This is a genomic window from Bradyrhizobium sp. 197, from assembly GCF_023073375.1.
Taxonomy (GTDB): Bacteria; Pseudomonadota; Alphaproteobacteria; order Rhizobiales; family Xanthobacteraceae; genus Bradyrhizobium.
The window spans coordinates 1-16,782 of sequence record NZ_JADPJJ010000041.1 but is presented as its reverse complement, the minus strand read 5'-3'; the positions used below and the strand labels follow the sequence as shown (position 1 = coordinate 16,782).

Below are 16,782 nucleotides of genomic sequence, written 5' to 3'. Positions count from 1 at the left end.
GATTGGGGATCTTGATTTCCCCGCGCGTTCCTTCAATCTCGCGCGCCATGACAAACATGCCTTTCTTCACTTGCGACGGCGACACATTCCATCCGACGGAAGCCGCCAACGGTCCGTGGGATCCGAAATCGCTGCACGGACGCGTCATCATCGGCCTGCTCGGCTTCGCCATCGAGGAGCGGCATTCCGGCCCTGAATTCGTGCCGGCGCGGCTGACCGTCGACATGTTTCGGCTGCCGACCATCGACAAGCCGATCGAGGTGACGACGCGTCTCGTGCGCGACGGAATGCGCATCCGCGTCGTGGAAGCGGAATTCTTGTCCGGCGGCGTCGGCATGGCGCGCGCCTCGTGTCAGCTGTTGCGGCGAACGCAGAATCCGGACGGCAATGTCTGGTCGCCGCGGAACTGGGACGTGCCGAAACCCGCTGACATTCCCAAGCCCACCGATCCCAGGCTCGGCATGAACGGCAAATGGGCGACGCGGCCGATCGTCGGCCATATGGGCTCGCTCGGGCCACGAAAACTCTGGATGAGCGAGGTGCGCGAGCTGGTGGCGGGCGTGCCGATGACGCCGTTCGTCCACGTCGCCACCGGCGCCGATTTCGCCAGCCCGTTCGCGAACGCCGGCGACAAGGGGCTCCGCTACATCAACAGCGATGTCACGATCTATCTGCACCGCTTGCCGGTGACGAACTGGATCGGCTTCGACGTGGTCAACCACCAGGCCACCGACGGCGTGGCAATCGGCGAATGCTGGCTCTATGACGAAGCGGGCCCGATCGGCACCGCCACGGTCGCAGCGCTGGCGCAGCGCAAGCCGATTGCGAAGCCACCGCCGCCGTAACCGTCACGACAAATGCCGCTTCATCTCCGGCCGCGCCTTGAGCTCAGCGCCCTGCCTGGCGACGATCTTGGCGATGCGCTCGGGCGCAAACTTCAGATCGACAAACGCCGGCGCGGTGTTGGCGACCTCGTGATAGCTGACGATCTTGCCGTCGCGTAGCGTCATGATCGCGACGCCCTCGAACATCGCCCGCGCGCCATTCGCCTCGGGCAAGGTCGAGCGGTAGCTGAACGTGTAGCGCGCATAGAGCGTGGTGCCGTCGGACACGGGATCGTGCATGTCCCAGCGGAAATCGGTGGCCGTGCGATAAAACCAGTCGTCGATCATCGCGGCGATGTTCTCGCGGCCGTCGAAGGCGCCGTAGAACACGTCGTGATAGACGCCGTCTTCGGCGAACAGGTCGGCGAAGGCTTTCCCGTCGCGTTGTTCGACGGCGTCGCAGAAGGCGCGCAGCATGGCGGTGGTGGTCATCGGTGTTTCTCCCACTCTCTTCGTCATGCCCCGCGAAGGCGGGGCATCCAGTACGCCGCAGCTTCTCGGTTCAATCACTGCAGGCTCTGGAATACTGGATCGTCCGCCCCAGTGCGCAATTGCGCACAAGGCGGACGATGACACCGAGTACTACACCTTCACCCGATCTCGGCCACCGCGGCAAGAATGCGCGCGATGTCTTGCGGGCGGGAGAGACGGTGATCGCCGTCCTGGATCATGGTCAGCACGACGTCGTCGGCCGGCAGGCGATGTGTCAGCGCGAACGCGTGCTGCCAGGGTACATCAGGATCCTGCGCGCCTTGCAGGATGCGGACGGGACAGCCGAGATCGATGGCGCTGCCGAGCACGAGGTGGTTGCGCCCCTCCTCGATCAGTTTCCGCGTGATCGGATAGGGCGAGCCGTCGCCATAGTCCGACGGCCGCAGCCAGACACCCTTGGTCTCGATTTCTTTCTTCACCGCGGCCGGAAAGTTCTTCCACATCAGCTCCTCGGTGAAGTCGGGCGCCGGCGCGATCAGCACCAGGCCCGCCAGCGACGCCTTGGCTTGCTGTTTCTCTTGACGCTTCTTGATTTCGCGCGCGAGCAACAGCGCCATCCAGCCGCCCATGGACGAGCCGATCAGGACTTGCGGGCCGTCGCAGAACCGTTCGAACACCGCCACGCTATCCTCGAGCCAGCTCCCAATGGTTCCATCGGCGAAGTCGCCGCCGGATTCGCCGTGGCCGGAATAGTCGAACCGGACCACGGCACGGCCGCGATCCCTGGCCCACTCGTCCAGCGCCACGGCCTTGCTGCCCTGCATGTCCGACTTGAACCCGCCGAGCCAAACCAGTCCCGGTCCTTGTTCAGGTCCTTGCTCAGGTCCTTGCCCGCGCCGGCTGCGCACCGCGATCCGGCGTGCGGACGGGCCGTCGCCCACATCGATGAAGTCGAGCATGGCATCGGGAATTGGGTGATTCATGGAACGTTTACTCTGACTGCGCGGTTTGAGTTGTCCGGACGTGCTCCGCAGCGCAGCCGGACATCGGCATTGGCCCTTTGGGACGCTTGCGGAACAGAAGCAAGGTGTCTATGTCGGTCTTCGTGCCCCGGCGTGGCCAAAATGCCTCGCGGTTGAGGCTTTTTCGACCGCCGCACGAGCGAATTGCTTGCCGGCAACCGTATCTTCCTGCAAAATAGCCGCCTCTTTTCATAACTTTGGAGAACCACCCATTCGCCGTCCCAATAAAGCCCCACCCACTGCCGCCAAAGACGGGCCGCGCATCAATGACGATATTCGCAATGCGCAGATCCAGCTGATCGATCAGACCGGTGACAACAAGGGCACCATCGAGACCGTCGCGGCTATCCGCCTGGCCCAGGAGGCCGGCATGGATCTGGTCGAGATCTCGCCGAACGTCAGCCCTCCCGTCTGCAAGATCATGGACTACGGGAAGTATAAGTATTCCGCGCAGAAAAAAGCTGCCGAAGCCCGCAAGCGGCAGAAGATCGTCGAGATCAAGGAGATCAAGCTCCGCCCGATGATCGACGACCATGATTACGAAGTTAAGATGCGCGCGATGCAGCGGTTCTTCGAAGAGGGCGATAAGGTCAAGATCACTCTGCGCTATCGCGGCCGCGAAATGGCGCACCAGGAGATCGGCACCAAGCTGCTCGACAAGATCAAGACCGACGTCGCCGAGCTCGCCAAGGTGGAGCAGGACGCGCGGTTCGAGGGCCGTCAGGTCGTCATGGTGCTGGCGCCGCGCTGACGCTGACACCGATACTTTGAATTAGCGAATTCAACGGCCCGTCCGGATTTCCGGCGGGCCGTTTTGTTTGCTTCCCTCTCCCACTTGCGGGAGAGGGAGCGCACCGTCCTCTTGGGCGATAGTTACGTCCTTGTCGCGTGCCAGATGCCGCTGCAGCGGTCGCCGGAGATGATGCCGTGCCAGGAGCCGGTCCCGGCCCCGCCGGCGAGGCGGCCGCCGCCGCTGGCATGGGACGCCCCGACCGAAACCTGGACCGCGACGGCACCGTTGCGATTGACCTTGCCGAAGACCCGGCCACCGCCGGCGGACGACACCCGACCGCCGGCGACGGTAAAGGGAACGCTGTAGCCGGAGCTGCAATTGCCGCGGGTGGTGGCGAAAGTGACGTTCCAGACGCCGTCATAGCGGTCGATGCGAGCATCGGCGGTCGACGGAAACGCAGCAATGGCGAGCACGGCCAGCGCCAGGCGGCTCGGACGAGCGAAATCAGTCAAAAGCAATTGGGAAAAATGGGACATTTTGGTCCTGCTCCGGGCGCCATGTCTTGGACATGTCTTGGACATGAGGATAGCAATTACGGCTAGTCGCCAGGTAAGTTCCACGCGTTCACCGTTGCCAATTGGCTTGTCCTCTGTCATAAGCCCAGCCTTCATCGCCCGGCTGATTAAGGGCTGCCGCGGCGGTGTCCGTGCGGGTTTCGCGCTAGTTCGCAAAGACCTGAGCACAATCAACGCTCTAACGAGCATTTTAGACGGCCAGCCGCCTTCACGGGCGGCATTCTGTTGTGGCCATAGGAGAGCAAAATGCCCAAGCTGAAGACCAAATCGGGCGCCAAAAAGCGCTTCAAGGTGACTGCCACCGGCAAAGTGATGTTCGCCCATCGCGGCAAGCGTCACGGCATGATCAAGCGGACGAAGAAGCAGATCCGTCAGCTCCGCGGCACCAGCGTGCTGTTCAAGACCGACGGCGACAACGTCAAGAAGTACTTCTTGCCGAACGCCTGATCGAGTCCACGATCATTGCCACCAGCGCCGCACCTCTCGCGGCGATCCGAAAACCAAGTCATCTCTGAAGGAAATTTGTCATGGCTCGCGTCAAACGCGGTGTGACCGCCCACGCCAAGCACAAGAAAGTCTACAAGGCCGCCAAGGGTTTCCGCGGCCGCCGCAAGAACACCATCCGCACTGCCAAGCCAGCCGTCGACAAGGCCATGCAGTACGCCTTCCGTGACCGCAAGCGCAAGAAGCGGACGTTCCGTGCGCTTTGGATCCAGCGCATCAACGCTGCCGTCCGTCCGTTCGGCCTGACCTACAGCCGTTTTATCGACGGCATGGCCAAGTCCGGGATCACCGTGGACCGCAAGGTGCTGTCGGATCTCGCGATCAACGAGCCCGCGTCGTTCCAGGCGATCGCCGAGAAGGCCAAAGCTGCGCTCGCGGCCTAAGAGGCCGCGCTAGCGGGCTTTCGAGCCCGCAGCCTTCAGCGCGCGTTGCGAGTAACGCTGGGCGACCTCCGCCCGGCAGAATGCCGTAAACGACAGATACATGGTGCCGGATTTATTCCGGTACTTTCGGTCGCAAACACCCATCTCGCGTTGGTAGGCCTGTTTCCGCACCATGTTGAGGCCGGGCATGAAATCCGCCTCGCATTTCTTCTCGACGGCGGCACCGAGCTGGACATCGCCGCTCGCGGTCAATTGGCAATCCTGAAACACCTTCATCGCGCTTTTGCAGCCCTTCTGGGCACCGATGGTGTCGACGACCTCGTCCAGCGTCATGGATTTCTCCATGCAGACCATGGCGCGCGCCGGGGTGCCGGCGACAGAGAGAGCGACGGCCAGAACAGCCAGACCGGATCTTGAGAGCATCGCGAAAGCCTCCTCATATCCCCTTGGTGCCAAGCCCCTGCGCGAGGTTCAACCCAGCCGTTCGTCAGCCCGAAATGACCGGCTTTTCGCTTGACGTTACGGCCTTCGGGCGGCGACAACCCAGCCGAATTTGGCAGCAGGGATTTGACCGTGTCCGACCTCGCAACGCTCGAAACATCCATCCTCGACCAGATCGCCGCCGCCGGAGACGAGGCCGCCCTCGAGGCGGTGCGCGTCGCAGCCCTCGGCAAGAAAGGTTCGATCTCGGCGCTTCTTGCCACGCTCGGAAAAATGTCGCCGGACGAGCGCAAGACGCAAGGCGCTGCGATCAACCAGGCCAAGGACAAGGTCACCGATGCCCTCGCCGCGCGGCGCGACGTTTTGAAATCGGCGGCTCTCGACGCGCGGCTCGCTTCGGAAACGATCGACGTCACCCTGCCGCTGCGCGACGCGCCGACCGAAGCCGGCCGCATTCATCCGCTGAGCCAGGTCTGGGACGAGCTGACCACGATCTTCGCCGACATGGGATTCTCGGTCGCCGAAGGTCCTGACATCGAGACCGACGACTACAACTTCACCAAGCTGAATTTTCCCGAAGGCCATCCCGCGCGCGAGATGCACGACACGTTCTTCTTCCATCCGAAGGAGGATGGCTCGCGCATGCTGTTGCGCACACACACCTCGCCGGTGCAGGTGCGCACCATGCTGAGTGAGAAGCCGCCGATCCGCGTGATCTGCCCGGGCCGCACCTATCGCATCGATTCGGATGCGACCCACACGCCGCAATTCCATCAGGTCGAAGGCCTCGTCATCGACAAGCACTCGCATCTCGGCCACCTCAAATGGATCCTGCACGAGTTCTGCAAGGCGTTCTTCGAGGTCGATCACATCAACATGCGCTTCCGGCCCTCGTTCTTCCCGTTCACCGAGCCGTCGCTGGAAGTCGACATCCAGTGCCGCCGCGACAAGGGCGAGATCCGCTTCGGCGAGGGCGAGGATTGGCTGGAGATTCTCGGCTGCGGCATGGTGCATCCGAACGTGCTGCGCGCCTGCGGCATCGATCCCGACGAGTACCAGGGCTTTGCCTGGGGCATGGGCATCGACCGCATCGCCATGCTGAAATACGGCATCGCCGATCTGCGCCAGCTGTTCGACAACGACGTCCGCTGGCTGTCCCATTACGGCTTCAAACCACTGGAAGTGCCGACCCTCGCGGGAGGGCTGAGCTCGTGATGGCACTACTCAGCCATACGATGACTCTCTCCGTTCCCTGTGCGGAGACAGCCCTCTCCCTGACCCTCCCCCGCAAGCCGGGGAGGGAATGGATGGAGCGAGCGCGTGGCGTTTGCCCCTTGGGTACCAATGCTCTGTCCGCTCGACAGCTCGAACTCCCTCCCCCGCCTGCGGGGGAGGGTCGGGGAGAGGGTTTCTCCGCAATGGGGTTGCCAATGGTCGATCCCAAGCATCCGGATTGGAAAGTGCCGGCCCGCCTGCGAGCCAATGCGCGCGCGCTCAGACGCAACTCGACCGATGCGGAGCGCGTCCTCTGGTCGGAGCTGCGCGCCGGCCGATTGAACGGCATGGTTTTCCGTCGCCAAGTGCCGATCGAGCACTACGTCGCCGACTTCATCTGCCATGCGGCCAAGCTCGTCATCGAACTCGATGGCGGCCAGCACTTCTCGGAGGAAGGTGAGCGCGCCGATGCACGGCGGTCTGCCGTGATCGAAGCGGGAGGCTTCAAGGTGCTCCGTTTCAGCAACCTTGACGTCATGACCAGTCGTGCTGGCGTTCTCGAAACAATTGCTACCGCCGTTGCGGAGAGAGCCCCCACCCCAGCCCTCCCCCGCAAGCGGGAGAGGGAGCAGACCGCCTCCGTGGAGAAAAAGCAGCCATGAAATTCACCCTCTCCTGGCTGAAGGATCATCTCGACACCGACGAGCCGCTGGAAAAGCTCGCCGAGAAGCTCACCATGATCGGGCTCGAGGTCGAGAACATCGAGGACAAGGCGAAGGCACTGAAGCCTTTCACCATCGCCAAGGTGATATCCGCCGAGCAGCATCCGAATGCGGATCGGCTGCGCGTCTGTATGGTCGACACCGGCGACGGTGGCGCGGCCGTGCAGGTCGTGTGCGGCGCGCCGAATGCGCGGACGGGTCTCGTCAGCGTGTTCTCGCCGCCCGGGACCTACATTCCCGGCAAGGACATCACGCTCGGCGTCGGCACCATCCGCGGTGTCGAAAGCCGCGGCATGCTGTGCTCGGCGGCCGAGCTGCAGATCTCCAACGACCATGACGGCATCATGGAATTGCCGGCCGATGCGCCGGTCGGCGCTGCTTACGCCGCATGGGCCGGCCTCGGCGATCCCGTGGTCGAGATCAATTTGACCCCGAACCGGCAGGACTGCACCGGCGTGCACGGCATCGCGCGCGACCTTGCCGCCGCAGACATGGGCAAGTTCAAGGACCCCACCATCAAGCCGATCAAAGGCGAATTCCCGTGTCCGGTGACGGTCACGGTCGAAGACGCCGCACTGTGCCCGGGCTTTGCGCTTCGTCTCGTGCGCGGCGTCAAGAACGGCCCGTCGCCGGAATGGCTGCAGAAGCGGCTGACCGCGATTGGCCTGCGTCCGATCAACGCGCTGGTCGATATCACCAACTTCATGACTTACGACCGCGCACGGCCGCTGCACGTGTTCGACGCCAAGAAAGTGAAGGGCAATCTCGTGGTGCGCCGCGCCCGTGACGGCGAGACGCTGCTCGCGCTCGACGGCCGCAGCTACAATCTCGATCCCGCGATTTGCGTGATCGCGGACGAGCACGGCGTCGAATCGCTGGCCGGCATCATGGGCGGCGAGGCCTCGGGCTGCGACGAGGCCACCACCGACGTGCTGATCGAATCGGCGCTGTGGAACGAGATCAACATCGCCCAGACCGGCCGCAAGCTCGGCATCAATTCGGATGCGCGCTACCGCTTCGAGCGCGGCGTCGACCCGGCCTTCATGGTCCCCGGGCTGGAGCTCGCGACCAGGCTGGTGATGGAGATGTGCGGCGGCACGCCGTCGGAGAACGTGGTGGTCGGCAAGACCTTCGGCGATGACCGCGTGATCGATTTTCCGGTCACCGAGGTGAAGCGGCTCTCGGGCATCGAGGTGCCGATGCCGGAGATGAAGCGCATCCTGACCCATCTCGGCTTCATGATGGCGGGCCCGGGCCCTGTCGTGAAGATCGCGGTGCCGTCGTGGCGCTCCGACGTGCACGGCAAGGCCGACATCGTCGAGGAAGTCGTCCGCATCTTCGGCGTCGACAAGGTGCCGATGACGCCGTTTGAGCGCGGCGAGGACGCACGCAAATCCGTGCTGACCCCGCTCCAACTCCGCACCCGCCGCGCCAAGCGCGCGCTGGCGAGCCGCGGCATCATCGAAGCGGTGACTTGGTCTTTCATCACCAAGTCTGCGGCAAAACTGTTCGGCGGCGGCCAGCGCGAACTCGAGGTCGCCAACCCGATCGCGGCGGACCTCTCCGACATGCGCCCGACGCTGTTGGCGGGCCTGATCGGGGCGGCGCAGGCCAACGCCGATCGCGGTTTTGGCGATGTCGCGCTGTTCGAGGTGGGGCAGGTATTCAAGGGCGATCGCCCGCAGGATCAATTCACGGCGGCAAGCGGCGTCCGCCGCGGCTTTGCGTCGTCGCAAGGCCTGGGACGGCATTGGTCGGGTTCGGCGCAGGCTGAATTGTTCGACGCCAAGGCCGATGCGCTTGCGGTGCTGGCTGCTGCCGGCGCACCGATGCAGGCACTTCAAATCATCGCGGGCGGCCCGTCCTGGCTGCATCCCGGGCGCTCCGGCACGATCCAGATCGGGCCGCAGAACGTGCTGGGCTATTTCGGCGAGATGCATCCGCGCGCGCTCGAGGCGCTCGGTGCCGACGGCCCGCTGATGGTGTTCGAGGTGATCCTCGACCGTGTCCCCGAGGCGAAGAAGAAGCCGACCCGCGCCAAGCCCGTGATCGAGCTGTCGGCTTTCCAGCCGGTTTCGCGCGATTTCGCCTTCATCGTCGACCGCACCGTAAAGGGCGGCGACATCGTGCGCGCGGCCCAGAGCGTCGACAAGAAGCTGATCACCGGCGTGAACGTGTTCGACGTCTACGAAGGCAAGGGCATCGATGACGGCAAGAAGTCGATCGCGATCGCGGTGACGATCCAGCCGCGCGAGAAGACGCTGACCGACCAGGAGATCGAGGCCGTCGCCGCGAAAATCGTGGCGGAGGTGACGAAGAAGACCGGTGGCACTTTGAGAGCATGATGCCGAAAAGTGTGAGGCGGTTTTCGGACGCCATCATGCTCGAGAAATAATAGAGCATGAGTCTCACTGACTTTCTCCCAAAAGACGTCAACCTCACCATTGCGATGGCGCTCTGCGCCGTCGCTTTCGTTTCGGGCACCGCGCGCGGCTTCTCCGGCTTCGGCTCGGCGCTGATCTTCATGCCGCTGGCGAGCAGCATCGCGGCGCCGCGTCTCGTTGCCGCGCTGCTCCTCGTGATCGATTTCGTCGCGGCCGCGCCGCTGCTGCCTGACGCCTGGCGCAAGGCGGATCGCAAGGCCACCGCAGTGATCGTGCTCGGCGCACTGGTCGGCGTACCCGTCGGCACCTATTTCCTCAGCGTGCTCGAGCCCGTCACGACGCGCTGGATCATCTCCTGCTTCGTCGCCGCGCTGTTGCTTCTGCTGCTGTCGGGCTGGCGCTATCGCGGCAAGGACCACGCCTGGCTCTCGGTCGGCATCGGCAGCCTCTCCGGGTTCTGCAGCGGCCTCGCACAGACCGGCGGCCCGCCGATCGTCGGCTACTGGCTCGGCCGCCCGGTCGCATCGATCGTCGCGCGCGCCAACATCTTGCTGTTTTTTGGCGCATCGGATTTTTTCTCGATGGTCAGCTATGCGACCACAGGACTGATCTCGCGCGAATCGCTCGTGCTCTCGCTAATCGTCGGCCCGGTCTATGCGATCGGCGTCGCCTTCGGCGCCTCGCTGTTCGGTCGTGCCAGCGAGAAAGTGTTCCGCGCGATTTGCTACGGGCTGATCGCGACAGCGGTGATCGCCGGTCTGCCCGTATTAGACGGCATACTGCGCTAGTTGCCCTGCCGTCGCGGCGCACGCCGCCTCTTCGTCGACTGCGTCGGGACATCGCTCGGCTCATCCTTCAGCGCACCGATCTTGCGTAGTGCCGCGTCCGCGGCGCGCTCGCCGCTTTCCCAGGCGCCGTCGACGGTGCCCCAGAGGGACTCGTGCGTGGCTTCGCCGGCGAGGAACAGGTTGCCGATCGGCTCGGCCAAAATCTTTCGCGAGAGCTGACCGCCGGGCGAGGCCGCCGACATCGCACCCATCACGAAAGGCGAGGCGTTCCAGCGTGTCGCGCTGGCTTTCTGCACGGCGGCCGCGACTTCGCTGCCGAACAGTTTTGTGATCCATTCCCTGGCGAAGGCCGTCATCGCCTTCTCGCCCTGCTCGGAGAGATCGCGGCCGAACGAGCCGCCGACATCGATCGAGCACAGCGAGGAGCCGCCGATATTGGCGAACATCAGCGCCGTGCGCGTCGAGTTGCTCTGTTCGATCAGGATGTCGTCGCGCGACAGGCCCAACGGGTTACCCGGCAATTGCAGCACGATATGATCGTAGCTTCCGAGGGTGAGCTTCGAGGCGGCGTCGAGCGTGCGCTTGGGAATGTCAGGCCCAAACTTGATCGCACCCGAGGTCAGCACATTGGTCGAGACCGTGATGATGGCGGCGCGTGCGGCAATCCTGCCGGCCTGCGTCTCCACACTGACGTCGCGATTGCTCCAGACGATCCGGCTCGCCGGCGTCGACAGCGCGACCGGCGCCTGCTCACCGAGCCTGGTGATCAGAGTTCCCAGGCCCTGGCGGCAAGCGATCGCGGCGTTGCGATCCTGCGCGCGCGCCTTGTCGATCGCCGAAAGCTCCCGCAGGTCCTTGCCGGCGAAGCTCGCGCCCAGCATGAACTCGGCCGCGCCGGCCCAGTCGCCGAGATCCTTCGGCAGCACCGATGCGCAAGCCGTATCGAGCTTGCCGCGCCCGGCCTCGTCGATGGCGCGGTTGGCGCGCACCAGCGCCGCCAGGAATTCCTCGGTCTCGCCGGCGCGCGCATTGCGGCGGCCGATGCGCATCTTCTGGCCCGATGGCGCCGGCAGCACGTCGAGCCCGGCACTGCGCGCCAGCCGGATCATCGGATTGGTGTCGGGATTGTGCATCCAGCGCGCGCCGCGATCGAACGGCGTGTCGAAGGTCGTCGCGTCGGTGATGCAGCGGCCGCCGATCTTGCCTGCAGCTTCCACCACCACGACCTTGCGATTGGCCGCCATGATGCGCCGCGCTGCGGCAATTCCGGCCGCGCCCGCGCCGATCACGACAATGTCAGCCTCGCGCGGCAGGGTCGCGGCGGTTGCGCGCAGGACCGGCATCGCGGCAAGGCCCGCCGACGCCGATAGGAAGCTGCGGCGCGTGATTGTCATGTCATGGTTTCCGGAGACTTGCGGCAAACGGGAACAGCTAGCGAACCTTGCCGCATCCGATGTTGCACGGCAACTATCATGGTGAATCAATCGTGCTTGACCTCACAGAGCTATGAACCGAATTGCAAGACGTTTCGACCATGATAGAGAAGAGAAAAAGGCGGCCGGAAAAGGCCGTGGGGAGAGTTCGACATGGGGACGGTCCTAGACTCAGCCGGCAAGCTTATTGCCGCGTACCTCTCGAAGGAGGTGCCGGGCTATGAGCCGTTCACGCCGAGCGACCCGGAGCATCTGCGCGGCGTCATCGAGCCCGGCGACGTGCTGCTGGTCGAGGGCAACAACCGCATTTCCGGCATCATCAAATATCTGACGCAGTCGACCTGGTCGCATGCCGCACTCTATGTCGGCCCGATCGAGGGCGCCGAGGAACCCGACGGCGAGCCCCACGTGCTGATCGAGGCCAATATCGGCGAGGGCGTCACCTCCGCGCCGCTTTCGAAATATTTCCCCTATCACACCCGGGTCTGCCGCCCGGTCGGGCTGTCCTATGAGGACCGCACCACGGTCTGCCGCTATGCGATCAACCGCATCGGCTTCGGCTACGACACCAAGAACATCGTCGACCTGATGCGCTTTCTGTTTCCGCTGCCGATCCCGCAGCGCTGGCGACGCCGCATGATCTCGATCGGCTCGGGCGATCCCACCAAGATCATCTGCTCGGCGCTGATCGCGCAGGCCTTCGACGCCGTGCGCTATCCGATCCTGCCCAAGATCACCAAGGCCGGCAGCCGCGCTGCCCGCCGCGAGATCCTGCATATTCGCGATTCCTCGCTCTACATGCCCCGCGACTTCGACATCTCGCCCTATTTCGAAGTCGTCAAACCCACCATCGTGCACGGTTTCGACTACACCGCCCTGCACTGGGCCGACAAGCAGAAGCCGCTCGAGGAGGTAGCCGGCACCTTCAGTGTCTTTCCAGAAGCGCTCAGTGCGCCGCCGCTCGTTCCTGAAGCGATTGACAAAGAGGCGCCGGATCAAATTCCGGCTGAGCAAGTGATGCCTGAGGCGGTTGCGGAAATGAGCGTCGCCTTCTCCGATCATTTTGTGCTGCTGAACGAGCTCGCAAGGTACCGCGCACGCGGACGGGCGCAGGAGATGGCGGCGTAGAAACGTCCGCCGTCGTGCCCGGCGATCGGGGTGGTGCTCGCCTCCCTCAACGCCGTCATTGCGAGCGAAGCGAAGCAATCCAGACTGTCACCGCGGTGGGATTCTGGATTGCTTCGCTTCGCTCGCAATGAGGGTGGAAACCTAGCGCTCCGCCCGCCCAATCACTGCCATCAGCTCCGCGATCTTCTCGCGCTGGTCGGCCTTGTCGCCGCTCGCGATCGCATGCTCGACGCAATGGGCGACGTGGTCCTTCAAAACCTCTTCCTCGACCCGGCGCAGCGCGGCTCGCACCGCCGAGATCTGCGTGACGATGTCGATGCAGTAGCGGTCCTCCTCGACCATTTTCGAGAGGCCGCGAACCTGACCCTCGATCCGGCCGAGACGTTTTCCGACGGATGCCTTGATGTCCTTGCGCATGGTGGCTATATACCCCCCTAGGGTATAAGTTGCAAGGCCGGAGCATGGCAATGAACGACGCCGAACACGGACACCACCACAAGCCCGAAACACATTCCGGATGCAGCTGTTCCAGCAAAGCGGCGCCGGCCGCCAAGCCCGCGGCTTCCTCCTGCTGCGGCGATCACGCCCACGACCACGGCGCCGCCGCGACAAAAGTCCTCGATCCCGTCTGCGGCATGACGGTCGATCCCGCGACCTCAAAGCACCGGTTCGCCCATCACGGCGAGACTTTCCATTTCTGCTCGGCCGGCTGCCGCACCAAATTCGCCGCCGATCCCGCAAAATATCTCGCCAAGAAGAACGAAGAGCAGAAGACACCCGAGCCCGAGATGCCCGCGGGCACGATTTACACTTGCCCGATGCATCCGGACGTACGCCAGGTCGGACCGGGAAGCTGCCCGATCTGCGGCATGGCGCTGGAGCCGGAGATCGCGAGCCTCGACAGCGGTCCCAACCCCGAGCTCGCCGACATGACGCGGCGGTTCTGGATCGGCGGTGCGCTGGCGCTGCCGGCGGTGGTGCTGGAGATGGGCGGCCATCTCGCGGGCCCGCATAACTGGATCGATCCGACGCTGTCGAACTGGATCCAGCTCGTTTTTGCCACGCCCGTGGTGCTGTGGGCGGGCTGGCCGTTCTTCCTGCGCGGCTGGCAGTCGCTGCTAACGCGCAACCTCAACATGTTCACGCTGATCGCGATGGGCACGGGCGTCGCCTATGTCTACAGCCTGATCGGCACCATCGCGCCGCAGATCTTCCCCGCGACCTTCCGCGGCCATGGCGGCGCGGTCGCCGTCTATTTCGAAGCGGCTGCTGTGATCACCGTGCTGGTGCTGCTCGGCCAGGTGCTGGAGCTGCGCGCCCGCGACGCGACGTCCGGCGCGATCAAGGCGCTGTTGCAGCTCGCCCCGAAGACCGCGCGCCGCGTCGATGCTGACGGCGCCGAACACGAGGTCGAGATCGATACGCTCCATGCCGGCGATCGTCTCCGCGTTCGTCCCGGCGAGAAGGTGCCCGTCGACGGCATCATCCTCGAGGGCCGCTCTTCGCTCGACGAGTCGCTCGTGACGGGCGAATCCATGCCGGTCACCAAGGAGAGCGGCGCAAAAGTCATCGCCGGTACGCTGAACCAGTCGGGCAGCTTCATCATGCGCGCCGACAAGGTCGGGCGCGAGACGCTGCTGTCGCAGATCGTGCAGATGGTTGCCGACGCGCAGCGCTCGCGCGCGCCGATCCAGCGGCTGGCCGACCAGGTCGCGGGCTGGTTCGTGCCGACGGTGATCGCCGTCGCGCTCGCAGCCTTCGCTGCCTGGGCCTGGTTCGGGCCGGAGCCGCGGCTTGCCTTCGGGCTCGTTGCCGCCGTCAGCGTGCTGATCATCGCCTGCCCCTGCGCGCTCGGGCTCGCCACCCCGATGTCGATCATGGTCGGCGTCGGACGCGGTGCGCAAGCGGGCGTGCTGATCAAGAACGCCGAGGCGCTGGAGCGGATGGAGAAGATCGACACATTGGTGGTCGACAAGACCGGCACGCTGACCGAGGGCAAGCCGAAGGTGGTCGCGATCGTGGCGGCCGCCGGTTTTGCGGAAGATGACATCCTGCGCCTTGCGGCCAGCGTCGAGCGCGCCAGCGAGCATCCCTTGGCCGACGCGATCATGCGCGCGGCGAAGGACAAGCAGCTCGCACTGGGCCAGGTCGAGCAATTCGATTCGCCGACGGGCAAGGGCGCGACCGGCGAGGTCGACGGCAAGACCATCGTGCTCGGCAATGCCAAATATCTGACGTCGATCGGCATCGACACCAAAACGCTCGATACCGAGGCCGAACGGCTGCGCAGCGACGGCGCAACCGTGATCAACATGGCCGTCGACGGCCGGCTGGCCGGCCTGTTCGCGATCGCCGATCCGGTCAAGGCTTCCACCCCGGAGGCTCTGAAGGCATTGGCGGCCGAAGGCATCAAGGTCATCATGCTGACCGGCGACAACCGCACAACGGCGGAAGCGGTGGCACGCCGGCTCGGCATTGCCGAGGTCGAGGCCGAGGTGCTGCCGGATCAGAAGAGCGCGGTGGTGACAAGGTTGCAAAAGGCCGGCCGCAGCGTCGCGATGGCCGGTGACGGCGTCAATGACGCGCCGGCGTTGGCCGCCGCCGAAGTCGGCATCGCCATGGGCACCGGCACTGACGTGGCCATGGAGAGCGCTGGCGTCACCCTGCTCAAAGGCGATCTCACCGGCATCGTCCGTGCACGAAAGCTGTCGCAGGCGACCATGAGCAACATCCGGCAAAACCTGTTCTTTGCCTTCATCTACAACGCCGCGGGCATTCCGATCGCGGCCGGTATCCTCTATCCGGCGTTCGGCGTGTTGCTGTCGCCGATCATCGCCGCGGCCGCGATGGCGCTGTCCTCGGTGAGCGTCGTTGGAAATGCGCTGCGGCTGAGGGCAACGCAGCTGTGAGCCTCGCCAAATCCGTGTAAAACGGCATCGAGCGGCGCGAGGGAGCATTTTTCATGCAGCGAATTACGATCACGATCGAGGACGATCTGCTGGCGGAGATCGACGCGGCGGCGGAAGCGCGCGGCTATCAGAACCGGTCCGAGATGATTCGCGATCTCGCCCGCGCCGGCCTGCAACAGAGCAGCGAGAACATCGCACAGACCGGCCCCTGCGTCGCCGGCCTCGTCTATGTCTACGACCACGCCGCCCGCGATCTCTCAAAACGCCTGGTGCAGGAATTCCACGGCCATCACGACCTCGCGCTGGCGACGCTGCATGTCCATCTCGACGACAACAATTGCATGGAGATGACGGCGCTTCGCGGCGATGCCGGCGAGGTCAGACATTTCGCCGAGCACATCATCGCCGAACGCGGCGTCCGCTACGGCCGCGTGGTGATGATCCCGACGGGTGAAGGCAAGCAGGCGAAGGCACGGAAGCACGGGCACCGGCATGAGTAGGAGTTATCCTCTCGTACCCCGGACGCAGCGCAGCACAGAGTGATGCGCTGCTGAGCCGGAGCCCATCTCACCGCTAGCGCAAGCTCCTGGGTCCCGGCTCTGCGTCGCGTCATTTCATGCCGCGCCGCGTCCGGGACACTCTTCATGATGTTCAACCTCTGCCAGGCCTTCGGCTTCTGCGGCTTCGCCAATCCGATCGCGCCGCTGCTGGCTTCGAGCTTCGCCGACAGGTTCGAACGGCGATGGATCATCGCGGGGGCATGGGCCGCCATCATCATCTTCGGCATGGCGTTCGCCCGGCTGACCGAGCCTTCGCTGCTGATCATCTGCGGCGTGCTGCTGACAGCCTGCAACACGACGATGTCCTACGCCTACCACGCCTATCAGACCGAGGTGTTCCCGACCCAGGTCCGCGCGCGTGCCTCCGGCCTCGTCTATTCGACGAGCCGGCTGAGCGCGACGTTCTCAGGCTTCATCGTCGCCTACATGCTGAAGGAGGCTGGCGTCACCGGCGTGTTCCGCCTGATCACCGCGGCGATGTTGATCGTGGTGGTCGCCATGACGCTGTTCGGCCCGAACGTGCGCGGCAAGCCGCTCGATGTGGTGTAGTTCGTCATTGCGAGCGTAGCGGTAACTGCCCAGGTCCGTTTGCTCGGTTAGGCGACGCTGAGTTTGTGGATGAGTTGTGTGGGGCATCGGGACAATGTTTCGAGCATGTTCCATCCGCGC

The 16,782-nt window shown here is 64.5% G+C and carries 18 protein-coding genes; 12 read left to right on the top strand and 6 right to left on the bottom strand.

Annotated features, from left to right (window positions below):
* Window positions 1–47: 47 nt before the first annotated feature.
* Entirely contained in the window at window positions 48–845 is a 798-nt protein-coding gene (locus IVB27_RS09425; RefSeq protein ID WP_247443109.1) for an acyl-CoA thioesterase domain-containing protein, read from the top strand.
* Window positions 846–848: 3 nt separating this feature from the next.
* Here the strand turns inward: IVB27_RS09425 and IVB27_RS09420 are convergent, their stop codons facing one another.
* Window positions 849–1,316, bottom strand: a complete 468-nt coding sequence (locus tag IVB27_RS09420; RefSeq protein WP_247443107.1) for a nuclear transport factor 2 family protein — start codon at window positions 1,314–1,316, stop codon at window positions 849–851.
* Window positions 1,317–1,474: 158 nt separating this feature from the next.
* The gene (locus IVB27_RS09415) at window positions 1,475–2,299 is read right to left on the bottom strand and encodes an alpha/beta hydrolase (protein WP_247443105.1); all 825 of its coding nucleotides are present in this window, start codon (window positions 2,297–2,299) and stop codon (window positions 1,475–1,477) included.
* A 250-nt stretch (window positions 2,300–2,549) separates the two neighbouring features.
* On the opposite strand from IVB27_RS09415, the gene infC reads away from it, so the two are divergent.
* Window positions 2,550–3,089 (top strand): translation initiation factor IF-3, encoded by a 540-nt coding sequence (gene infC / locus IVB27_RS09410; protein ID WP_085349942.1) that lies wholly within the window; start codon window positions 2,550–2,552, stop codon window positions 3,087–3,089.
* 122 nt (window positions 3,090–3,211) lie between these two features.
* On the opposite strand, the gene IVB27_RS09405 is transcribed toward infC, so the two are convergent.
* Entirely contained in the window at window positions 3,212–3,607 is a 396-nt protein-coding gene (locus IVB27_RS09405) for a hypothetical protein (RefSeq protein ID WP_247443102.1), read from the bottom strand.
* A 285-nt stretch (window positions 3,608–3,892) separates the two neighbouring features.
* Here IVB27_RS09405 and rpmI point away from each other — a divergent pair, with 285 nt between their 5' ends.
* A complete protein-coding gene (rpmI, locus tag IVB27_RS09400) occupies window positions 3,893–4,093 on the top strand; it encodes a 50S ribosomal protein L35 (protein WP_027535561.1) in 201 nt (66 codons plus the stop codon).
* An 80-nt stretch (window positions 4,094–4,173) separates the two neighbouring features.
* Complete coding sequence (gene rplT, locus IVB27_RS09395; RefSeq protein ID WP_247352688.1) at window positions 4,174–4,533, top strand: 50S ribosomal protein L20; 360 nt, start codon at window positions 4,174–4,176, stop codon at window positions 4,531–4,533.
* A gap of 9 nt (window positions 4,534–4,542) precedes the next feature.
* Here rplT and IVB27_RS09390 read toward each other — a convergent pair whose 3' ends face one another.
* Window positions 4,543–4,956 (bottom strand): hypothetical protein, encoded by a 414-nt coding sequence (locus IVB27_RS09390; protein WP_247443100.1) that lies wholly within the window; start codon window positions 4,954–4,956, stop codon window positions 4,543–4,545.
* A gap of 150 nt (window positions 4,957–5,106) precedes the next feature.
* Here IVB27_RS09390 and pheS point away from each other — a divergent pair, with 150 nt between their 5' ends.
* The 4 genes from pheS (at window position 5,107) to IVB27_RS09370 (ending at window position 10,083) form a co-directional block, all read left to right on the top strand.
* Window positions 5,107–6,189, top strand: a complete 1,083-nt coding sequence (gene pheS, locus IVB27_RS09385; protein WP_247443099.1) for a phenylalanine--tRNA ligase subunit alpha — start codon at window positions 5,107–5,109, stop codon at window positions 6,187–6,189.
* Between the two features lie 215 nt (window positions 6,190–6,404).
* Entirely contained in the window at window positions 6,405–6,851 is a 447-nt protein-coding gene (locus IVB27_RS09380; RefSeq protein WP_247443097.1) for an endonuclease domain-containing protein, read from the top strand.
* A complete protein-coding gene (gene pheT / locus IVB27_RS09375) occupies window positions 6,848–9,256 on the top strand; it encodes a phenylalanine--tRNA ligase subunit beta (protein WP_247443095.1) in 2,409 nt (802 codons plus the stop codon). The genes IVB27_RS09380 and pheT overlap by 4 nt, the downstream gene beginning before the upstream one ends.
* Window positions 9,257–9,312: 56 nt before the next feature.
* A complete protein-coding gene (locus IVB27_RS09370) occupies window positions 9,313–10,083 on the top strand; it encodes a sulfite exporter TauE/SafE family protein (RefSeq protein WP_247443093.1) in 771 nt (256 codons plus the stop codon).
* On the opposite strand, the gene IVB27_RS09365 is transcribed toward IVB27_RS09370, so the two are convergent.
* On the bottom strand, window positions 10,080–11,477 hold the full coding sequence (locus IVB27_RS09365) for a flavin monoamine oxidase family protein (RefSeq protein WP_247443091.1): 1,398 nt from the start codon (window positions 11,475–11,477) through the stop codon (window positions 10,080–10,082). The genes IVB27_RS09370 and IVB27_RS09365 overlap by 4 nt on opposite strands.
* Before the next feature lie 192 nt (window positions 11,478–11,669).
* Here IVB27_RS09365 and IVB27_RS09360 point away from each other — a divergent pair, with 192 nt between their 5' ends.
* Complete coding sequence (locus IVB27_RS09360; protein WP_247443089.1) at window positions 11,670–12,644, top strand: YiiX/YebB-like N1pC/P60 family cysteine hydrolase; 975 nt, start codon at window positions 11,670–11,672, stop codon at window positions 12,642–12,644.
* Between the two features lie 141 nt (window positions 12,645–12,785).
* Here the strand turns inward: IVB27_RS09360 and IVB27_RS09355 are convergent, their stop codons facing one another.
* On the bottom strand, window positions 12,786–13,061 hold the full coding sequence (locus IVB27_RS09355) for a metal-sensitive transcriptional regulator (protein WP_007598521.1): 276 nt from the start codon (window positions 13,059–13,061) through the stop codon (window positions 12,786–12,788).
* Window positions 13,062–13,111: 50 nt separating this feature from the next.
* On the opposite strand from IVB27_RS09355, the gene IVB27_RS09350 reads away from it, so the two are divergent.
* The 3 genes from IVB27_RS09350 to IVB27_RS09340 all read left to right on the top strand — a co-directional run bounded on the left by IVB27_RS09350 (window position 13,112) and on the right by IVB27_RS09340 (window position 16,662).
* Window positions 13,112–15,553, top strand: coding sequence for a heavy metal translocating P-type ATPase (locus IVB27_RS09350; protein WP_247443087.1), 2,442 nt, complete (start codon window positions 13,112–13,114; stop codon window positions 15,551–15,553).
* Window positions 15,554–15,606: 53 nt separating this feature from the next.
* Complete coding sequence (gene nikR / locus IVB27_RS09345; RefSeq protein ID WP_247443086.1) at window positions 15,607–16,053, top strand: nickel-responsive transcriptional regulator NikR; 447 nt, start codon at window positions 15,607–15,609, stop codon at window positions 16,051–16,053.
* 144 nt (window positions 16,054–16,197) lie between these two features.
* The gene (locus tag IVB27_RS09340) at window positions 16,198–16,662 is read left to right on the top strand and encodes an MFS transporter (protein ID WP_247443085.1); all 465 of its coding nucleotides are present in this window, start codon (window positions 16,198–16,200) and stop codon (window positions 16,660–16,662) included.
* Window positions 16,663–16,782 lie beyond the last annotated feature (120 nt).